The organism is Amycolatopsis sp. NPDC051128 (assembly GCF_040682715.1).
Taxonomy (GTDB): Bacteria; Actinomycetota; Actinomycetes; order Mycobacteriales; family Pseudonocardiaceae; genus Amycolatopsis.
On sequence record NZ_JBFBBN010000003.1, the window covers coordinates 310,437 to 327,297 of the forward strand.

At 74.0% G+C, this 16,861-nt stretch carries 15 protein-coding genes and 2 pseudogenes; 9 read left to right on the forward strand and 8 right to left on the reverse strand.

Annotated elements, in window-relative coordinates; genetic code table 11:
• Nucleotides 1-130: 130 nt before the first annotated feature.
• The gene (locus AB0M82_RS05440) at nt 131-718 is read right to left on the reverse strand and encodes a TetR/AcrR family transcriptional regulator (protein ID WP_364717915.1); all 588 of its coding nucleotides are present in this window, start codon (nt 716-718) and stop codon (nt 131-133) included.
• Between the two features lie 121 nt (nt 719-839).
• Between AB0M82_RS05440 and AB0M82_RS05445 the strand changes: the two genes are divergently transcribed.
• From AB0M82_RS05445 to AB0M82_RS05460, 4 genes are all read left to right on the forward strand, one after another.
• Nucleotides 840-1,730, forward strand: coding sequence for an alpha/beta hydrolase (locus tag AB0M82_RS05445; protein WP_364717917.1), 891 nt, complete (start codon nt 840-842; stop codon nt 1,728-1,730).
• A gap of 33 nt (nt 1,731-1,763) precedes the next feature.
• Entirely contained in the window at nt 1,764-3,239 is a 1,476-nt protein-coding gene (locus AB0M82_RS05450) for an NAD(P)/FAD-dependent oxidoreductase (protein ID WP_364717919.1), read from the forward strand.
• 33 nt (nt 3,240-3,272) lie between these two features.
• Entirely contained in the window at nt 3,273-4,139 is an 867-nt protein-coding gene (locus AB0M82_RS05455; protein ID WP_364717921.1) for an NAD(+)/NADH kinase, read from the forward strand.
• Nucleotides 4,140-4,249: 110 nt separating this feature from the next.
• The gene (locus tag AB0M82_RS05460) at nt 4,250-4,933 is read left to right on the forward strand and encodes a DUF998 domain-containing protein (RefSeq protein WP_364717923.1); all 684 of its coding nucleotides are present in this window, start codon (nt 4,250-4,252) and stop codon (nt 4,931-4,933) included.
• Here the strand turns inward: AB0M82_RS05460 and AB0M82_RS05465 are convergent.
• Nucleotides 4,918-5,286 carry a DNA polymerase ligase N-terminal domain-containing protein gene (locus AB0M82_RS05465; RefSeq protein ID WP_364717925.1) on the reverse strand — a complete coding sequence of 123 codons (369 nt, stop codon included), beginning with the start codon at nt 5,284-5,286 and terminating at the stop codon, nt 4,918-4,920. The genes AB0M82_RS05460 and AB0M82_RS05465 overlap by 16 nt on opposite strands.
• 70 nt (nt 5,287-5,356) lie before the next feature.
• Between AB0M82_RS05465 and AB0M82_RS05470 the strand changes: the two genes are divergently transcribed.
• Both AB0M82_RS05470 and AB0M82_RS05475 read left to right on the forward strand, forming a co-directional pair.
• Complete coding sequence (locus AB0M82_RS05470; protein WP_364717927.1) at nt 5,357-6,364, forward strand: YdcF family protein; 1,008 nt, start codon at nt 5,357-5,359, stop codon at nt 6,362-6,364.
• Between the two features lie 124 nt (nt 6,365-6,488).
• Nucleotides 6,489-6,923, forward strand: a complete 435-nt coding sequence (locus AB0M82_RS05475) for a DUF4383 domain-containing protein (RefSeq protein WP_364717929.1) — start codon at nt 6,489-6,491, stop codon at nt 6,921-6,923.
• Here the strand turns inward: AB0M82_RS05475 and AB0M82_RS05480 are convergent.
• A complete protein-coding gene (locus tag AB0M82_RS05480; protein ID WP_364717931.1) occupies nt 6,874-8,100 on the reverse strand; it encodes a glycosyltransferase 87 family protein in 1,227 nt (408 codons plus the stop codon). The genes AB0M82_RS05475 and AB0M82_RS05480 overlap by 50 nt on opposite strands.
• 118 nt (nt 8,101-8,218) lie before the next feature.
• Here AB0M82_RS05480 and AB0M82_RS05485 point away from each other — a divergent pair, with 118 nt between their 5' ends.
• From AB0M82_RS05485 to AB0M82_RS05495, 3 genes are read left to right on the forward strand one after another with little or no spacing between them, the layout of a single operon-like run.
• Nucleotides 8,219-8,446 (forward strand): hypothetical protein, encoded by a 228-nt coding sequence (locus tag AB0M82_RS05485; RefSeq protein ID WP_364717933.1) that lies wholly within the window; start codon nt 8,219-8,221, stop codon nt 8,444-8,446.
• A 60-nt stretch (nt 8,447-8,506) separates the two neighbouring features.
• Nucleotides 8,507-9,634, forward strand: coding sequence for an acyltransferase (locus AB0M82_RS05490; RefSeq protein ID WP_364717935.1), 1,128 nt, complete (start codon nt 8,507-8,509; stop codon nt 9,632-9,634).
• Between the two features lie 41 nt (nt 9,635-9,675).
• A complete protein-coding gene (locus AB0M82_RS05495) occupies nt 9,676-10,881 on the forward strand; it encodes a cysteine desulfurase-like protein (protein ID WP_364717937.1) in 1,206 nt (401 codons plus the stop codon).
• A 185-nt stretch (nt 10,882-11,066) separates the two neighbouring features.
• On the opposite strand, the pseudogene fusA reads toward AB0M82_RS05495, so the two are convergent.
• From fusA to AB0M82_RS05520, 5 genes and pseudogenes are all read right to left on the reverse strand, one after another.
• Nucleotides 11,067-13,059, reverse strand: a pseudogene (fusA, locus tag AB0M82_RS05500) (elongation factor G).
• A gap of 354 nt (nt 13,060-13,413) precedes the next feature.
• Nucleotides 13,414-13,845: a hypothetical protein gene (locus AB0M82_RS05505; protein ID WP_364717939.1), complete on the reverse strand. Its 432-nt coding sequence runs from the start codon at nt 13,843-13,845 to the stop codon at nt 13,414-13,416.
• Nucleotides 13,846-13,933: 88 nt separating this feature from the next.
• Nucleotides 13,934-14,710 (reverse strand): BTAD domain-containing putative transcriptional regulator, encoded by a 777-nt coding sequence (locus AB0M82_RS05510; RefSeq protein ID WP_364718034.1) that lies wholly within the window; start codon nt 14,708-14,710, stop codon nt 13,934-13,936.
• Nucleotides 14,711-14,755: 45 nt separating this feature from the next.
• A pseudogene (locus AB0M82_RS05515) lies at nt 14,756-15,415 on the reverse strand (response regulator transcription factor); the annotation flags it as partial.
• A complete protein-coding gene (locus AB0M82_RS05520) occupies nt 15,412-16,569 on the reverse strand; it encodes a histidine kinase (protein ID WP_364717941.1) in 1,158 nt (385 codons plus the stop codon). The gene AB0M82_RS05520 and the pseudogene AB0M82_RS05515, both read right to left, overlap by 4 nt.
• Nucleotides 16,570-16,861 lie beyond the last annotated feature (292 nt).

Sequence of the window (16,861 nt, forward strand, 5' to 3'; positions counted from 1 at the left end):
TCTTTCTGTTCCCGCGTCCCCCCCGCGTCCCGTCACACCCCCCCTCGGTTGGGGGGCGCCCCCCCCCCCCCCCGGCCGGGCCCCCCGCGCCCCCCCCCCCCCCCCCCCCCGCCACATTGGGGCGCTTGGGTCAGGACGGGCCGAGCAGGGCGATCGAAGCGCGGACCGCGAGTTCGGTGACGTCGCCCGCCCGGCCACCGTCCTCCACCGTCGTGGCGATCAGCTCGCGCAGGCCGCCCAGGAGCAGGATCGCCAGCTGGCGGGACGGCGGGCTGATGCCGGCCGCGCGCATTTCCGCCGTGTCCGTCAGCCGCTGCGTCATCGCGATGAACCCCTCCATCGCGTCGCGCTGCAGCTCGCGCGCCGGGGCGCCCAGCGCGGGCACGTCGCGGATCCAGCTCAGCGTGATCGCCGGTTCGGACTCCGCGCACGCGATCCACGTCTCGATCGCCTGGCGCACCTGGTCTTTCCACGGCGCGCCCGGGTCCACCGCGTCGGAGATCTGCTGGATCATCGAACGGTTCGCGTCGGCGAGCAGCGCGATGAAGCACTCTTCCTTGCCGGAGAAGTGTTCGTAGAACGTCCGGCGGGAGGTGCGGGCGCGGCGGACGATGTCGGCCACCGTCGTGTCGCGGAACCCGCCATCGGTGATCGACGCGGCGAGCCCGTCCAGCAGCCGCTGCCGGAACCGGCGGGTGTCCACGTCCACGGAAGTCACGCTATACCCCTCACTCTTGAAACCGGATGGTACACCGGCGTACCGTGACGGCGGTACGCAGGCGTACCAGGCGGGGCGGCCGCGCGGTCGTGCTCCGCCGAACCACCACCGGAGGTGCTTCTTGACCGAGCGGATCGCCGACGCCGGCCGGGGGATTTCCCTGGCCTACGAACGGATCGGGGACGCCGGCGCCGAGCCCGTCGTCCTGGTCGCCGGGCTGGGCCAGCAGCTGCACAGCTGGCCCGACGCCTTCTGCGCGCGGCTCGCCGAGCGCGGGTACGAGGTCGTCCGGTTCGACAACCGGGACGCCGGGCGCTCGACGCACCCGCGCTTCCGGCCGTCGAGCCTGCCCGCGATGTTCGCCGGGCGCTTCCCGCCGGAGCAGTACGACCTGAAGGACATGGCCGCCGACACCGTGGGGCTGCTCGACGCGCTGGGCCTGGACCGCGCGCACATCGCGGGCGTGTCGATGGGCGGCATGATCTCCCAGACGGTGGCGGCGCTGCACCCGGCGCGCGTCCGGACCCTGACGTCGATCATGTCGACGACCGGGTCCCGCCTCCTCGGCCGCCCGGCGCTCTCGACGGTGCGGATGATGGGCGCGAAGCCGCCGAAGTCCCGCGAAGAGGCCGTCGAAAGCGCCGTGAAGATGTTCCGGCACATCGGCTCGCACGGCTTCCCCTTCGACGAGGCCTGGGTGCGCGAAACGGCCGGGACGGGCTGGGACCGCGACCCGACGGCGGGCGGCGTGGGCCGCCAGCTCGGCGCGATCCTCAAGTCCGGCAACCGGACGGCGTGGCTCCGGAAGATCACCGCGCCGACGCTGGTGGTCCACGGCGACCGCGACCGGATGGTCCACCCGACCGGCGGCGCCGCCACCGCCCGCGCGATTCCCGGCGCCCGCCTCGAAACGGTCGCCGGCATGGGACACGACCTGCCCGAAGGCGCGTGGCCCACCGTGCTCGACCTCATCGACAAGCACGCGAGGAGCAGCGATGTCACGACCCCGTAGCCGCACCGGCCCGCGGCGGACGGAGGCCGTCCGATGACCGGCCACGTCGACGTGCTGATCGTCGGCGCCGGGTTGTCCGGCGTCGGCGCGGCCCACCACCTCCGCACGGCGTTCCCGCGCAAGACGTTCACGATCCTCGAAGCCCGCGACGCCATCGGCGGCACGTGGGACCTGTTCCGCTACCCGGGCGTGCGGTCCGATTCGGACATGCAGACCCTCGGCTACCGGTTCCGCCCGTGGACCGACGCGAAGGCCATCGCGGACGGCCCCTCGATCCTCCGCTACGTCCGCGACACCGCGGCCGACGCCGGGATCGACCGGTTCATCCGGTTCGGCCACCGGGTCGTCCGCGCCGGATGGTCCACGGAGGACGCACTGTGGACGGTCGAAGCGGTGCACGACGGGAAGCCGGTGCGGGTCACCGCGAAGTTCCTCTACCTGTGCAGCGGCTACTACGACTACGAGTCCGGCCACACACCGGAGTTCCCGGGCCTCGAGAACTTCGGCGGCACCGTCGTGCACCCGCAGCACTGGCCCGAGGACCTCGACTACACCGGCAAGAAGGTCGTCGTGATCGGCAGCGGCGCGACCGCCGTGACGCTCGTCCCCGCGATGACCGACCGCGCCGCGCACGTGACGATGCTGCAGCGCTCCCCCACCTACATCCTTTCGCTGCCCGCGGAGGACGCGCTGGCCAACCGGCTGCGCGGGCTGCTCGGCCCGCGGCTGGCCTACCCGATCGCGCGCTGGAAGAACGTCGCGGTGAGCACGCTGATCTACCAGCTCAGCCGGCGCCGGCCGGGCGTGGTCAAGGCCCTGATCCGCAAGGCGGCGATGAAGCAGCTGCCGCCCGGGTACGCCGTCGACACCCACTTCAAGCCGCGGTACCAGCCCTGGGACCAGCGGCTCTGCCTGGTGCCGGACGGCGACCTGTTCCGCTCGATCCGCCGCGGCGACGCCTCGATCGTCACCGATCGGATCGCGGCCTTCACCCAGAACGGGCTGCGGCTCGAGTCCGGCGGGGAACTCGAGGCGGACGTCGTCGTCACCGCCACCGGGCTGCGGCTGCTGGCCTTTGGCGGCATCGAACTCGTCGTGGACGGCGACCCCGTGAAACTGCCGGAAACCATGGCGTACAAGGGAATGATGCTCAGCGGCGTGCCGAACTTCGTGTTCACCATCGGGTACACGAACGCGTCGTGGACGCTCAAGGCCGACCTCGTCGGCGAGTACGTCGTCCGGCTGCTGCGCCACCTCGACCGGCACGGGCACGACCAGTGCGTCCCGGTCAACGACGACCCGGCGGTCACCGAGCGGCCGCTGCTGGACTTCGACGCCGGGTACGTCGTGCGGTCGGTCGACGAGTTCCCGAAGGCCGGCTCGCGGGCGCCGTGGCAGCTGGGCATGAGCTACGCGCACGACGTCGTCAAGCTGCGGCACGGCCGGATCGACGACGGCGCGCTCCGGTTCTCGCGGCGACCGGCGGGAGCGGGCAGACTGGGCGCATGACGCTCCGTGACTCGCCCCGCCGGGGCCGCTGACATGCACTCCGCCGGCCTCGTGCTGCACCCGCGCCGCGACTCGGCGGCCGCCGTCGAGGCCGTGCTCGACTGGGCCGGCAACCGGGGCATCGAGATCCTCGGCATCGCCGACGAGATCGTCCGCCTGAACTGCGCGGCGGTCGGGGTGACGGCCGAGGAGCTCGGCCGCCGGTCCGACCTGGTGGTCAGTCTCGGCGGCGACGGCACGATGCTGCGGGCCATGCGGCTGGCCGACGGGCAGCGCGCGCCGGTGCTCGGGGTCAACCTCGGCAAGCTCGGCTTCCTGGCCGAGGTCGACGTCCCCGACCTGCCCGGCGCGCTGTCGGCGATCGACGACCACCAGTTCACGGTGGAGCCGCGGCTGGCCGTCGACGCGGTGCTGAACGGACGGCGGATCACGGCGTTCAACGACATCGCGGTGGTGCGCGTGCCGGGCAACGGCAGCGCGGTGGTCGCGGTGCGCGTCGGCGGCCAGCCGTTCGTGAGCTACTCGGCCGACGCGGTGATCGTCGCCACCCCCACCGGCTCGACGGCGTACAGCTTCTCCGCCGGCGGCCCGATCACCAGCCCGGCGGTGGAGGCACTGCTGGTGACGCCGGCGGCGCCGCACTCCGCGTACAGCCGGGGCGTGGTGCTCTCGGTGCACGACGAGGTCACCCTGGACATCCTCCCGACCAGCGGACGGCTGGCGGTGGAGATCGACGGCCAGGTCGAGGGATACGTCTCCCCCGGTGACCGCCTGGACCTGCGGGCCCGCCCCAGCGCGGCGCGGGTGGTGCGGCTGGGGATGACGACGTTCTACCAGCGGGCCCGGCGCAAGCTGCGGCTCACCGACTCCGCCGAGATCCCCCAGGACGGCGAGCACTGAGCGTGGGCTGCGTCACAACGCGACCGCGTCGGCAATGGTCACGGAAAGGTCACGGGTAGCGTCCGCGGCTCCGCCTGAACCAGCCGAGCCGCCCCGGAGTGTCTTACCGCATGCTGTGTCCCGCACCCGTCCACCCGTCACTCCGGTCGCGCCTGCTCGTGCCCGGCGCGCTGGCGGCCTTCGCCGGCGCCGTCGTCCTCCTCGCCGTGCTGCACCTCGACCGGCGGCTCGCTCCGCTCGACCCGGTCAGCACGATGCTCAGCGACTACGCGCTGAGCCCGGGCCGGCGACTGTGGGACGGCGCCCTCATCCTCACCAGCACCGGCTCGGCGCTGCTGCTGGTCGCGCTCTACCGCCGTGGGCTGCTGGCGAATCCGGCGCTGGTGGTGGCGAAAGCGCTGTGGTGCGTCAGCCTGCTGGCGGTCGCGATCTTCGCGAAGGACCCGCAGGGCGGCGCGATCACCGCCACCGGCAAGATCCACCTCTACGCCTCGGCGGTGACCTGCCTCAGCCTCCCGGTCGTCGGCTGGGCCCTCGGCAGGCGGCACCGCGACGACCCGCGCTGGCGGCGGTTCGCCACCTGGTCACGACGCCTCGCGCTGGCCGCGATCCCGTTCTACCTGCCGTTCATCGTCCCGTTCGCGGTCAACGTCGTCCTCGGCGGCCACCTCCCGACCGTCGCGACCGGCTTGGTGGAGCGCCTGATGATGATCCTGGAGATCGCCCTGCTCGCGGTTCTCGGCCACTGGGCGCACCGCGCGATGCGCCCGGCCGGGGTTCAGGTGGCGGCGTAGTCCTCCGGCTGGTCGCGGGTGCGGTGCAGCAGCCAGTCGCGGGCCGTGCGGATCAGCGCGTACCGCACCGCGCCCGTCCGGCCGTGCAGCGTGAACAGGATCCGCTTGGCCGTCCGGTCGTGCTCCTCCCACCAGCCGGTGTCGGCGATCTTCTTGGTCTCGTCCTCGTACGCGAGGTGGTCGAGCGCGTGGTCGGGCACGGCGACCGCGAGCCGGTCGCCCGCCGCGTCCGGCGGGAGGCCGCGCGGCACGGCCCAGGACCGCAGCACGCCGTCCTCCTCGAGGCGCAGGTCGAAGTGGTGCCGCGGATGCCAGTGCTCGTGCAGCACGAACGCCGGTCGCCGATCGCTCACGCCGTTCACGATGCCAGAAGTCCCGCGCCCGGCTAGGTTTGCTTCCTCGCGGAGAACGGGGAGGCCCGGGGTGAGTGTCGCGGCGGGGGCGAACCTGGCCGGTGGCGTGCTGCCGGCCGCGGCCGCGGTGGCCCTCGTGGTGTTCGCCGTGCGGCTGGCGCGCGAACCGCGGCGGCTCGGCAACGCCGTCTGGCTCGGCCTGGCGCTCCTGCTGACCGCACTGTGGCTGCTGCGCCAGGCATTGCACCTGGAGTGGCTGACGCCGGCGCTGCTGGCGCTGCTCGCCGTCGCGGGGGTGCTCGTCGCGCTGGTGCTGCCGGCCGCGCTGCTCGTCAACGGGCTGCGGATGTGGCGGCGGGAGGGGCGCGGCGGCGGGAACCTGCTGTCCCTCGGCCTCGGCGCCGGACTGCTCGTCCTGGAGGCGCTGTTCTTCGTCCCGCTCGGCCGGTGGGGCTCGGCGGTCGTGACCATCGCCGCGGTGCTGGCCTGCTACTTCGGGTTCCTGTTCCTGTCGCTGCTGGTGTACTCCGTGGCGTACGGCCGCATCCGCCGGCGTGGCGGGCTCGACGCCGTCATCGTGCTCGGCTGCGGGCTCGACGGCGACCGGGTGTCGCCGCTGCTCGCGGCCCGGCTCGACCGCGCGCTGCGGCTCTACTCCCAGGAGACCACGCCCCCGCTGCTGGTGGTTTCCGGCGGACGCGGCCCGGGCGAGACGGTCGCCGAGGCCGAAGCGATGCACGCCTATCTCCGGGAACGCGGCGTGCCGGAAGACCGGATCCTCCGCGAGGACCGGGCCCGGTCGACCGAGGAGAATCTGCGGTTCTCGGCCGGTCTGCTCCCCGGCGACGCCCGCCGGGTGGTGGCGGTGACCAGCGACTACCACGTCTTCCGGACGGCGGTGGAGTGCCGGCGCCTCGGCCTCCCGTTCCCCGCGACGGGTTCCCCGACGGCGCGGTACTTCCTGCCGAGCGCGTTCCTGCGGGAGTTCGCGGCGCTGATCCTGCACTACCGGCGGACGACGATCGGGGCGTGCGTCCTGATCGTCGCGGCCGGGTTCGCGCTGACCGTTGCCGGTTGACGGCCGGACGTATAGGTCGTTATACACATCTAGTGCGGCTCGTCGTCGGCGTCGCGCGCGAAACCCGCACCGGTACTTGGCCCGGGCGCGCATAAGCGATCTCGCCACGGGGAACCCGGAACACATGGCGCGCACCGAATCCGCGGCCGGGGTACCGAAGCCCGGCCCGGCTCCCGTTCAGGGCATGGGGATGCTCATCGGCCTGCTGTTCCTCGTGCTCGGCGCGTTCGAGCTGATGCCGGGGGTCACCGTGGGCGACGGGCCGGGCCGGCTGTTCGGTGTGTTCGCCGTGTCCGGGGCGTGGACGCTCGCGCACCTGGTCACCGGCGTCGCCGCCGTGTTCTGCACCCGGTCCGCGAAGCTGTCCAGCCGGTTCCTGCTCGTCGGCGGGGCCTGCTACGCGCTGCTCGGGATCGCCGGGCTCCTGCCGCTGCCGCGCGCGTTCGACGAGGTGTTCCCGATGAACACCGCCGGAATCTGCCTCGCCCTCGGCTTCGGCACGGCGATGCTCATCCTCGGCGCGGGCTGGCGCCGGCGCCGGCCGGTACGGCGCCGCTGACGGCGTCCGGTCGCGGAAACCGCGCCACGACGGCGGTGGCGAGCACTGCCAGCCCGAAGAAGACGTAGCCGTTCCCGGTGAGCTGCTGGACCAGGGTCCACCGGCTCTCCACCTCCGCGCCGCGCGGCCACCACCACTGCGGGCCGGCGACGAACAGGACCGCGCCCACCCCGGCCAGGACGGCGAATCCGCGCCGCCGGGTGCGGCGGGCCAGGTGGGCCCAGCCGAGCAGGACCACCAGGGCCCAGACCCAGTGGTGTGTCCAGGAGATCGGCGAGACCAGCAGCCCGCCGACCGCGTTCAGGCCGAGCGCGACGGTGGTCTCCCCCGCCGCGAGCGCGCGCCGCACCCCCAGCGCGGTGAGCACGAGCACCAGCGCCACCAGCGGCAGCCACCACGCGGTGCGGGCCTCCGCCGGCACGCCGGCTCTGGCCAGCAGCCCCAGCAGCGACTGGTCGCCGGCGTAGGTCGGTTCGCCGACGCGGCCGGTGTCCCACAGCGCGCCGGTCCAGTAGCGGACCGAGTCCGCGCCGGCGACCAGGAACCCGAACGCCGTCGCGGCCAGGAAGGTCACCACGGCGGTGATCGCCGCCCGGTTGTCCCGGCGGAGCAGGAAGTACAGCAGGAACACCGCCGGGGTCAGCTTCACCGCGGCGGCGAGGCCGATCAGCAGGCCACGCGGCCACCGCGGGGTGTCCACGAGGACGTCCAGCACGACGAGGGCCAGCAGCAGGAGATCGAGCTGGCCGGCGTAAACCGTGCGCAGCACCGGTTCCAGCACCTCGGCGGCCGGCAGCAGCACCGCGATCCGGCGCCAGTCGCACCGCGCGCCGAGGGCCCGGAGCACCGTCGCCAGCACCAGGGCCAGGACACCGAGGGTGAGCAGGGTGAGGGCGAGGCAGGCGGCCCAGTACGGCAGCAACGTCAGTGGCGCCAGCACGATCGCCGCGAACGGCGGGTAGGTGAACAGCAGGAGCTGGCCATCCCCGGTGGGCGGCAGCACGCCGTAAAGCGCTTCTCCGCGCAGCAGCGCCGCCGAGCCCAGGCGGTAGACGTCCAGGTCGACGCGGTACGCCGGGAACCGCCACCGGCCGTCGTTGTACGACACGAGCAGCGCCACCAGGACGAGCAGTTGCGCGCCCAGCAGCACATACGCGTTCCCCAGCCTGGCCCGCACCTCTCATCCCCCTCCGGTCGTTCTCTCGCATTCTGTCGGGTCCGCCCGCGGCCGCCATCCGGGAAACCCCCGGACCGCCCCCGGGAAAACCGGTTGCCCGCCGTGCCACCCTGGACGCATGGGGACCCCGGACGGCTTCACTTACCGCACCGACGAGCACGGCACGGTGACGATCACCCACCACGGCCGCCCGGCGGGAACGCTGCGCGGGGAAGCGGCCGCGCGTTTCCTGGCCGCGGCGGCCCGGGGCGACGACCCCCAGCTGCTGATGGCCCGCGTGACGGGCAACTACAAGCACGGCAACGAACGGCGGGCCCGTGAGCACCCGCGCAACCGGGGTCGCTGACCGGAGTTTCTCGGCTGTTCGGGGCAACCGCCTGCTTCCGATGGGCTAACATCGGCCCCCGTGCCGAGTTCGTCAGAAATTCACGCCAATCCCAATACCGGCTTCGCGTGGTTGAGGATGATCGGCGCGGTCACGGTCATCGTCGACCACAGCATGCCGCTGCTGCACCCGCAGCGGCTGACGATCTTTCCCGCGTCCTGGCACATGTCGCCGGGCTACCTCGCGCTGATGGGCTTCTTCGCGATGAGCGGCTACCAGATCCAGGACAGCTGGGCTCGCGACGCGTCATGGTGGCGGTTCGCCGCGCGGCGACTGCTGCGGATCATGCCGCCGCTGGTCGTGGTGCTGCTGGTGACCGTGTTCGTGATCGGCCCGCTCGTCACGACCTGGCCCGCGCACGACTACTGGACCCACGTCCAGACGTGGCGCTACCTCGTCGGCACGACCGTGCTGTTCTACCTGCAGCACCAGCTGCCCGGCGTGTTCACCGGCAATCCGTACCCGTTTTCCGTGAACGGCGCGATCTGGACGCTGCCGATGGAGCTGCTCGGGTACGCGCTGGTCCTCGTCGTCGGTCTCGTCATGCTCATCGGTGTGCCGCGGTGGTTCCTGTTCCTCGTCCTCGGCGGCATGGTCTACACCGACAGCGTCCTGCGGGCGACGTTCGAGTACCACGGGGCGGGCGGCTCGCTGCTGGTCGTCCCGATCGGGTCGACGGTGTCGTTCCTGGTCCCGTTCGTGATCGGGATGGTGCTGCACGCCTACCGGGACCGGATCCCGTTGCGGCCCTGGGTCGCGATGGCGCTGTTCGCCGCTTACCTGGCGCTGAGCCAGACGCCGGCGAGCCGGTACGCGCTGGCGCTGAGCGCGGCCTACGGGTCGATCACGCTGGCCATGCACTGGCCCCGGAAGCTCGAGGCCGCCGCGCCCCACGTCTACGGCAGCTACGGCACCTACATCTGGGGCTTCCCGATCCAGCAGCTGCTCATCCTCGCCGGGGTGCGGCAGGTGTGGCTGCTGATCCTGCTGGCCGTGCCGGTCTCCTACGTCGTCGGCCAGTTGTCCTGGCACTACGTCGAAAAGCCGACGCAGCGGCTGCGCCGGCACCTGACGCCGCCGCCGCCGGTCCGGCGGCCCGTGCCGCCCCGGCTGCCCCTCGCCGCGGGCGCGCCCACCCGGAGAGCCTGAGCTTCCTGGTCGCGTCGTCTTCGCTGCGGCATGCTGGCGCGGTGACCTACGACGTGCGGACGATCCGCAAGCACTTCCCCGCGCTCACCGCCGGCGCCGCCCACTTCGACGGCCCTGGCGGCTCGCAGGTCCCCGACGTCGTCGGGGAAGCGGTCGCCGGGACGCTCTGCGCCGCGATCGCCAACCGCGGCGTCGTCACCGCCGCCGAACGGCGGGCGAGCGCGGTCGTCACCGAAGCCCGGCTGGCCGTCGCCGACCTGCTCGCCGCCGACCCGGCCGGGGTCGTCTTCGGCCGCAGCATGACCCAGCTGACCTACGACTTCTCCCGCACCCTCGCCAAGAACTGGGGCCCCGGCGACGAAATCGTCGTCACCCGGCTCGACCACGACGCGAACATCCGGCCGTGGGTGCAGGCCGCGGCGGCCGCCGGCGCCACCGTGCGCTGGGCGGACTTCGACCCCGGCACCGGGGAGCTCGCCACCGGCGCCGTCGCCGGGCTGCTGTCGGAGCGGACCCGGCTGGTCGCGGTCACCGCGGCGTCGAACCTGCTCGGCACCCGGCCGGACATCCCGGCGATCGCGGCCGCGGCGCACGACGCCGGCGCGTTGCTGTACGTCGACGGCGTGCACCTCACTCCGCACGCGGCGGTCGACGTCACGGCGCTCGGAGCGGACTTCTACGCCTGCTCGCCGTACAAGTTCCTCGGCCCGCACCTCGGACTGGTCGCGGCGGCACCGGCCCTGCTGGAAACGCTCCACCCGGACAAGCTGCTGCCCTCGACCGACGCCGTCCCGGAGCGCTTCGAACTGGGCACGCTCTCGTACGAGCTGCTGGCGGGCACGACGGCGGCCATCGACTTTCTCGCCGGGCTCGTCCCCGGCACCGGCACGCGCCGCGCTCGGCTGCTGGCCTCGTTCGCGGCGTTGGAGGAGCACGAGAACGCGTTGCTCGCCCGCCTCGACGCGGGGCTGGCCGCGCTGCCGGGAGTCACCCGGCACGGCGCACCGGAGCGGCCCCGCACGCCGACGGCACTGTTCTCCGTCGAGGGCGTAGCGCCCCGGGCGGTGTACGAACACCTTGGGGCCCAAGGGGTGAACGCCCCGGCGGGCAGTTTCTACGCGATCGAATGCGCCCGGCACCTCGGGCTCGGCGACGCCGGCGCGGTCCGGGCCGGAATCGCGCCGTACACAACGGACACCGACGTCGACCGGCTGCTGGCCGGCCTGAAGTCCCTCCCCCGGTCATGAGTGCGCGACCGGCTTGAAGCGCCCCAATGTGGCATTCGGGCAAGGCCGGGCAGTTGGCTGCGGCAGCGAGCTGTCAAGCTGCCCGGCCTTGGGCATTCGGGGCATCCAACGCACCCAATGTGGCGTTCGGTGCGCTGGACGCACCCAACGCCACATTGGGGCGCTTGAGCCGGATTGCCGGCCGGCTACGGCACCGGGGCGAACCCGGCCGGGCGCGCGGTGAACGTGCCCCGGCCCCGCGTCCGGCCGCGGAGCCGGTTCGCGTAGCCGAACAGCTCCGCGACCGGCACCGGTCGCGGTCACCACCGCCGTGCCCGCCCGCACGACCGAACCGGCCACCCGGCCCCGCCGGGCGGCGAGGTCGCCGAGGACGCCGCCGACGGCGTCGGCGGGCACGGTCACCACGACCTCGGCGACCGGTTCGAGCAGCCGCAGCACACTGCCGCGCAAGGCTTCCCGCAGGCCGAGCCGGCCCGCCGTCCGGAACGCCAGGTCCGACGAGTCCTTCGGGTGGGTCGCCCCGTCGGTCAGGGTGACGCGCAGGCCGGTCACCGGGTGCCCGCCCAGCGGGCCCTCGGCGAGCGCGTCCCGGCAGCCGGCTTCGACCGCGCGGACGTACTCGCGCGGCACCCGGCCGCCGACGATCGCCGAGGCGAACGCGAAACCGTCCTCGGCAGGCTCGACGTCCAGGACCACGTGGGCGAACTGGCCCGCCCCGCCGTCCTGCTTGACGTGCCGGTACAGCAACCCCGACACGCCGCGGACCACGGTCTCCCGGTGCGCGACCTCCGGCCGCCCCACCGCGACTTCGAGCCCGCGGTCGCGCCGCAGCTTCTCCACCGCCACCTCCAAGTGCAGCTCGCCCAGCCCGGACAGCACCGTCTGCCCGGTCTCCGGATCGGCCCGCACGACCAGCGACGGGTCCTCCTCGGCCAGCCGCGCCAACGCCGACGTCAGCCGTTCGCCGTCGCCCGCGCGGCGGGCTTCGACGGCCACCGAGACCACCGGGTCCGCCGTCACCGGCGGCTCCAGCAGCACCGGGTCGCCGGGCGCGCAGAGCGTCGCACCGACGCGCGCCGCCTTGGGCCCGGCCACCGCGACGATGTCACCCGCCACCGCACTGTCCACTTCGGAATGCCGGTCGGCCTGCACGCGCAGGACCCTGGCGATCCGTTCGGTCCGGCCGGCGCCCGCGTCCCGCACCTGGTCCCCCTTTCGCAGCGTGCCCGAATAGATCCGGAGGTACGTCAGCCGTCCCGTGGCCGTCGAGACGACCTTGAACACCAGCGCGGCCAGCGGCGCCGCCGGGTCGGCGGGCCGGTCGACGCGCACCGGCGGCACCTCCGCCGGCGACGGCAGGTAGGCCACGACGGCGTCCAGCAGCGGCTCGATCCCGCGGTCGCGGTAGGCGGAGCCGCACAGCACCACGAGACCGTCGCCGGTGCGGGTCAGGTCGCGCAGCGCCTTCTCCAGCGTCTCCGCCGTGACCGTTCCCGTGGCGCAGAACTCGTCCAGCGCCAGGGGATGCCGCTCGGCGACGGCTTCCACCAGCACCCGGCGGCGCCGGTTCGCCTCGTCGCGCAGGTCGTCCGGCACCGGCTCGTCCGCACCACCGGGCCACCGCAGCGCCCGCAGGCGCAGCAGGTCGACGACGCCGGTGAAGCCGTCCTCGCGCCCGATCGGCAGCTGCACGACCAGCGGCACCGGGTGCAGCCGCCGCCGGATCGAGCCGACGGCCGCGTCGAGGTCGGCGCCCGCGCGGTCGAGCTTGTTGACGAAGGCGATCCGCGGGACGCCGTGCCGGTCGGCCTGCCGCCACACGGTTTCGCTCTGCGGTTCGACGCCCGCCACGGCGTCGAACACCGCGATCGCGCCGTCGAGGACCCGCAGCGACCGCTCGACCTCGTCGGTGAAGTCGACGTGGCCGGGGGTGTCGATGAGGGTGAGCCGGTGGCCGTCCCACGTGCAGCTGACGGCCGCGGCGAAGATGGTGATGCCGCGGTCGCGTTCCTGCGGGTCGAAGTCGGTGACGGTGGTGCCGTCGTGGACCTCGCCCGGTTTGTGGGTGGCTCCGGTGCGGTGGAGGATCCGTTCGGTGACGGTGGTCTTGCCCGCGTCGACGTGGGCGAGGATGCCCAGGTTGCGGACGATGGTCAGGTCTCGGGTGGTGGCGCGCACGGCACGGTCCTTCGTGGACGATCCGGATCAGGACGGCGCGATTCCCCGTGACGGCGGGGTTCAGGTACGCGTCACGGATTCCGGTGCGAGCCGCGCGGCAGGCACCGGGGACGCGGAGACACCAGGATCACCTCGGACCGCGACCGGGGAGCAACGGCGACGCACACGGCCGGCTCCCCTCGTTCGACGCGATCTGGATTCCGGGGCAGCATAGCGGCGGCCGACCGGGCTGCCAACCGGATTTCGACGCGCCGAACCGGAATCACGGGTGATACCCCTCGGGTCACACGTGATGCCCTTTCCCGCACGGCGGGCGCCTGTCCCAGCTCAGTCCACAGTGGACGCGGGACCTGGTCAGTACAGCACCGGTCGCCCGGCGGTGATGATTTCCGCCCGGCGCGGAGCCATCTGCGCGTACCACGCCGAGAAGCGGGCCTCGGCCGCGTCGCTCAGGTGCACTCCGGGCCCCAGCTTGGAGACGACGTACGCCCATTCCCCGCCGTCGCACAGCACCAGCTCACCTCGGGGCCGCCGGGCCTGCAGTTCCGCGGCGCACCGGGCCCCGCCCTCGCCGGCGTTGCCGTCCTTCAAGCACCGCACGAGGTCGTCGATGGCCTCGCCGGCCGTGCCGAACGTCGCCCACCGGGGCTTCGGGGTCGGCTGCCCGAGCCGCCACGGTCGGAAGAACGCCGTCCAGCTCCAGCCCGGCCCGGTCTGCCCGGGTCGCTCCCCCGGGCTCGGCTCGGCGGTCCGCGGGACGACGATGTTCGACGGGGTGGGTCGCACGGGCTCCTCCTGATCCGGCCGCACCGGGGGAATCCGGGCTGCCACGCCCCGAACCTAGCCACCACCGATGAAATCCGGATGAAACCACCTAGCCCAGCAGCTCCCGGTGGGTGCGCCGCAGTTCCTCGCCGGGCTCCACCCCGAGGTCCGCCGCGAGCCGGTCGCGGATGCGGCCGTACACCGCGATCGCCTCCGCGCGGCGGCCCGTCGCCCGCAGTGCCCGCATCAGCAGCACGGCCAGCGGCTCGCGGTGCGGCTCGAGCGCCAGCACGGCGGACAGCTCGTCGGCCGTTTCCGCCGCCCGGCCCAGCCTCAGCTGCAGCCGCGCCTTGCGGGTCCACAGCGTGCTCCGGCGCTCGGTCAGCCGCAGCCGCTGGCCCTCCGCGAACGGCCCCGGCAACCCGGCGAGGGGCTCGCCGTGGAACAGCCCGAGCGCCGCGGCGCAGGACGCGACGGCGGCCGCCAGGTCGCCCGCCTCCTCGGCGACGCCGGCGTCCGATTCGAGCTGCGCCAGGCGGGCCATGTCGATCCGCACGCCGTCGGCGGCGAACCGGTAGCCGCCGCGGGTGCGGCCGATCACCGAGTCCGGCGTCCGCTCCCCCGGCCCGCGCAGGCACTTGCGCAGCCGGTGCACGTACACCGGCACCACCCGGCCCCCGGTGCCCGGCGGCTCCAGCCCCCACACGCCGTCGAGCAGTTCCGACTGGCTGACCATGACACCCGGGCGGAGCAGCAGCGCGGCCAGCAGCGCCTGCTGGCGCACCGGGCCCAGGTCCAGCGGGGCGCCGCCGCGCCACGCGCGCAGCGGCCCCAGCACCGAGAACCGCAGTCCGGGCACCGGGTCCGGCTCCGGAACCGGCGACATCGGCGCGTCGTCCACAATGGACCCGGACGGCGCCGTCCGCGGGCTGACGATGCCGTGGTCGAACGCGTACACGACGGCCGCGGCGCGATCGCGCAACCCCAGCTTGGTGAAGATCCGGCTCAGGTGGCTCTTCACCGTCAGCTCCGAGACGACCAGCGCGGCGGCGATCTCGGCGTTGCTCAGGCCACGGCCGGCCGCGCGCAGCACGTCCAGCTCGCGCGGCGTCAGCGTCCCCGGCGGCGGGGCCGCGGGCCCGTCGGCGGCCGCGCGCCGGTACGTCGTGAGCACGCGCGCGGTCACCGCCGCGTCGAGCCAGGCGTCGCCCGCCGCGACCGCGCGCACGGCGCGGATGAGGTCCTCGGCGGGCGAGTCCTTGAGGATGTAGCCGACCGCGCCCGCGCGCAGGGCGCCCGCGAGCAGCTCGTCGTCGTCGAAGGTGGTCAGGGCCAGTACCGGCGGGCGGCCGCCGGCCCGCCGCAGCCGCCGGGTCGCCTCGATCCCGTCGACGCGTTTCATCCGCAGGTCCATCACGACGACGTCCACTTCCGCGGCGGCCACGGCGGCGGGCACGTCCTCGCCGTCGCCGCACTCGCCCGCGATGACGAACCCGTCGCGGCGGCGCAGGATCCGCCGCAGCCCGGAGCGCACGAGCTCCTGGTCGTCGACCAGCAGCACCCGGACGGCTTCCCCGTCGACGGCCGTCACGGAGCGGCACCCACGGGCACGCTGACCGCGACCACCCAGTCCGGCCCCTCCGGTCCCGCGCTCAGCTCGGCGCCCAGCTGGCCCGCCCGCGCGGACATCCCGGTCAGGCCCGACCCGCCCGCGCCCGCGGCCGCCGGAGCCGAGAGCCGGTTGCGGACGGTGAGCCGGGCCCCGGCGGCGCCGACGTCCAGCCGCATCCGCGCCGGCGCGCCCCCGCCGTGCTTGGCGACGTTGGCCAGCGACTCCTGCGCGATCCGGTAGAGGCCGAGGCCGGCCAGGTCCGGCAGCGCCGCCAGGTCGCCGCGCTGCTCGTAGCGGACCTCGAGCCCGGCCGCGCGGGTGCGCTCGACCAGCGCCGGGATGTCGCCGGCGCCCGGCAGCGAGTGCGTGCCGGCGGGCGCCTCGGCGAGCAGGCCGACGGTCCGGCGGATGTCGGCCATCGCCGCCCGTCCGACGCGTTCGGCCTCCTCGAGCCCCTCGACGGCTTCGTCGACGTCCCGGTCCTGCCGCAGGGCGCGCCGGGCGCCGGTCAGGTGCAGCAGCGTGATGCTCAGCGAGTGGGCGACGACGTCGTGCACCTCGCGGGCGATCCGCTGCCGCTCGGCGAGGACGGCCTGGTCGCGGACGGCGTCCCGCGCCGCGCGCTCGGCGTCCAGCGCCCGCCCGTACCAGCGGCCCATGAGCCCGCCCGACAGGCCCAGCAGCACCGCGGCGACGTAGACCGGGAAACCGACCAGCCCGACCCGGGCCGCCGCCACGCCGAGCATCGCCACACTCGAGCCGGCCACGGCGAAGGCGAAGGCCGGCCGGGTGATCAACGCCGTTTCGGCGGCCAGCACCACCAGCAGGACCGGGGAGAAGTCCGGGACGACCGGATCGGCCAGGAGGATCCCGACGGCCGCGAGGACGGTGAGCACCTTCAGCCACGCCGGCGCGATCACGCCGGTCACCGCCCAGCCGAGCGCGGTCACCATCGCCAGCAGCCCGGCCAGCGCCGACGGCACCAGTGCCCCCCGCTGGGCCACCGCGGCCACGGCGAGCACCGCGCAGACGACCGTCGCCGCCACCGGGACCCACCAGGGCAGCCCGATACCGGCCCGGCCGAGGCTCGTCTCCAGGCGGGCCCGCAGCCCGCTCACCACCCTCGCCCCCACACCGGTCAGCCTAGGAACCTCCCCGGGCGGGCGCATCCCGCCCGGGGAGGACACGGCGGTTCACCGGGATTTCATCGGCCCAGGTCCGTCCACTGTGGCGCCCGTCCGGACCACCGCGCACAGCAGGCCGGGAACGGCCACGGCCCGGCGGTGACGATCATCGGGTCCGGCAGGCTGATCGACGCGATCCGCCGCCGCCGGGCAGCCGTTCGGCACGGCGAGCCCTCCGCGCTCATCTGAGCAGTGACGGAAAACTCGCGAGATTCCCCTGGACGCCAGACTGCGCCACGGC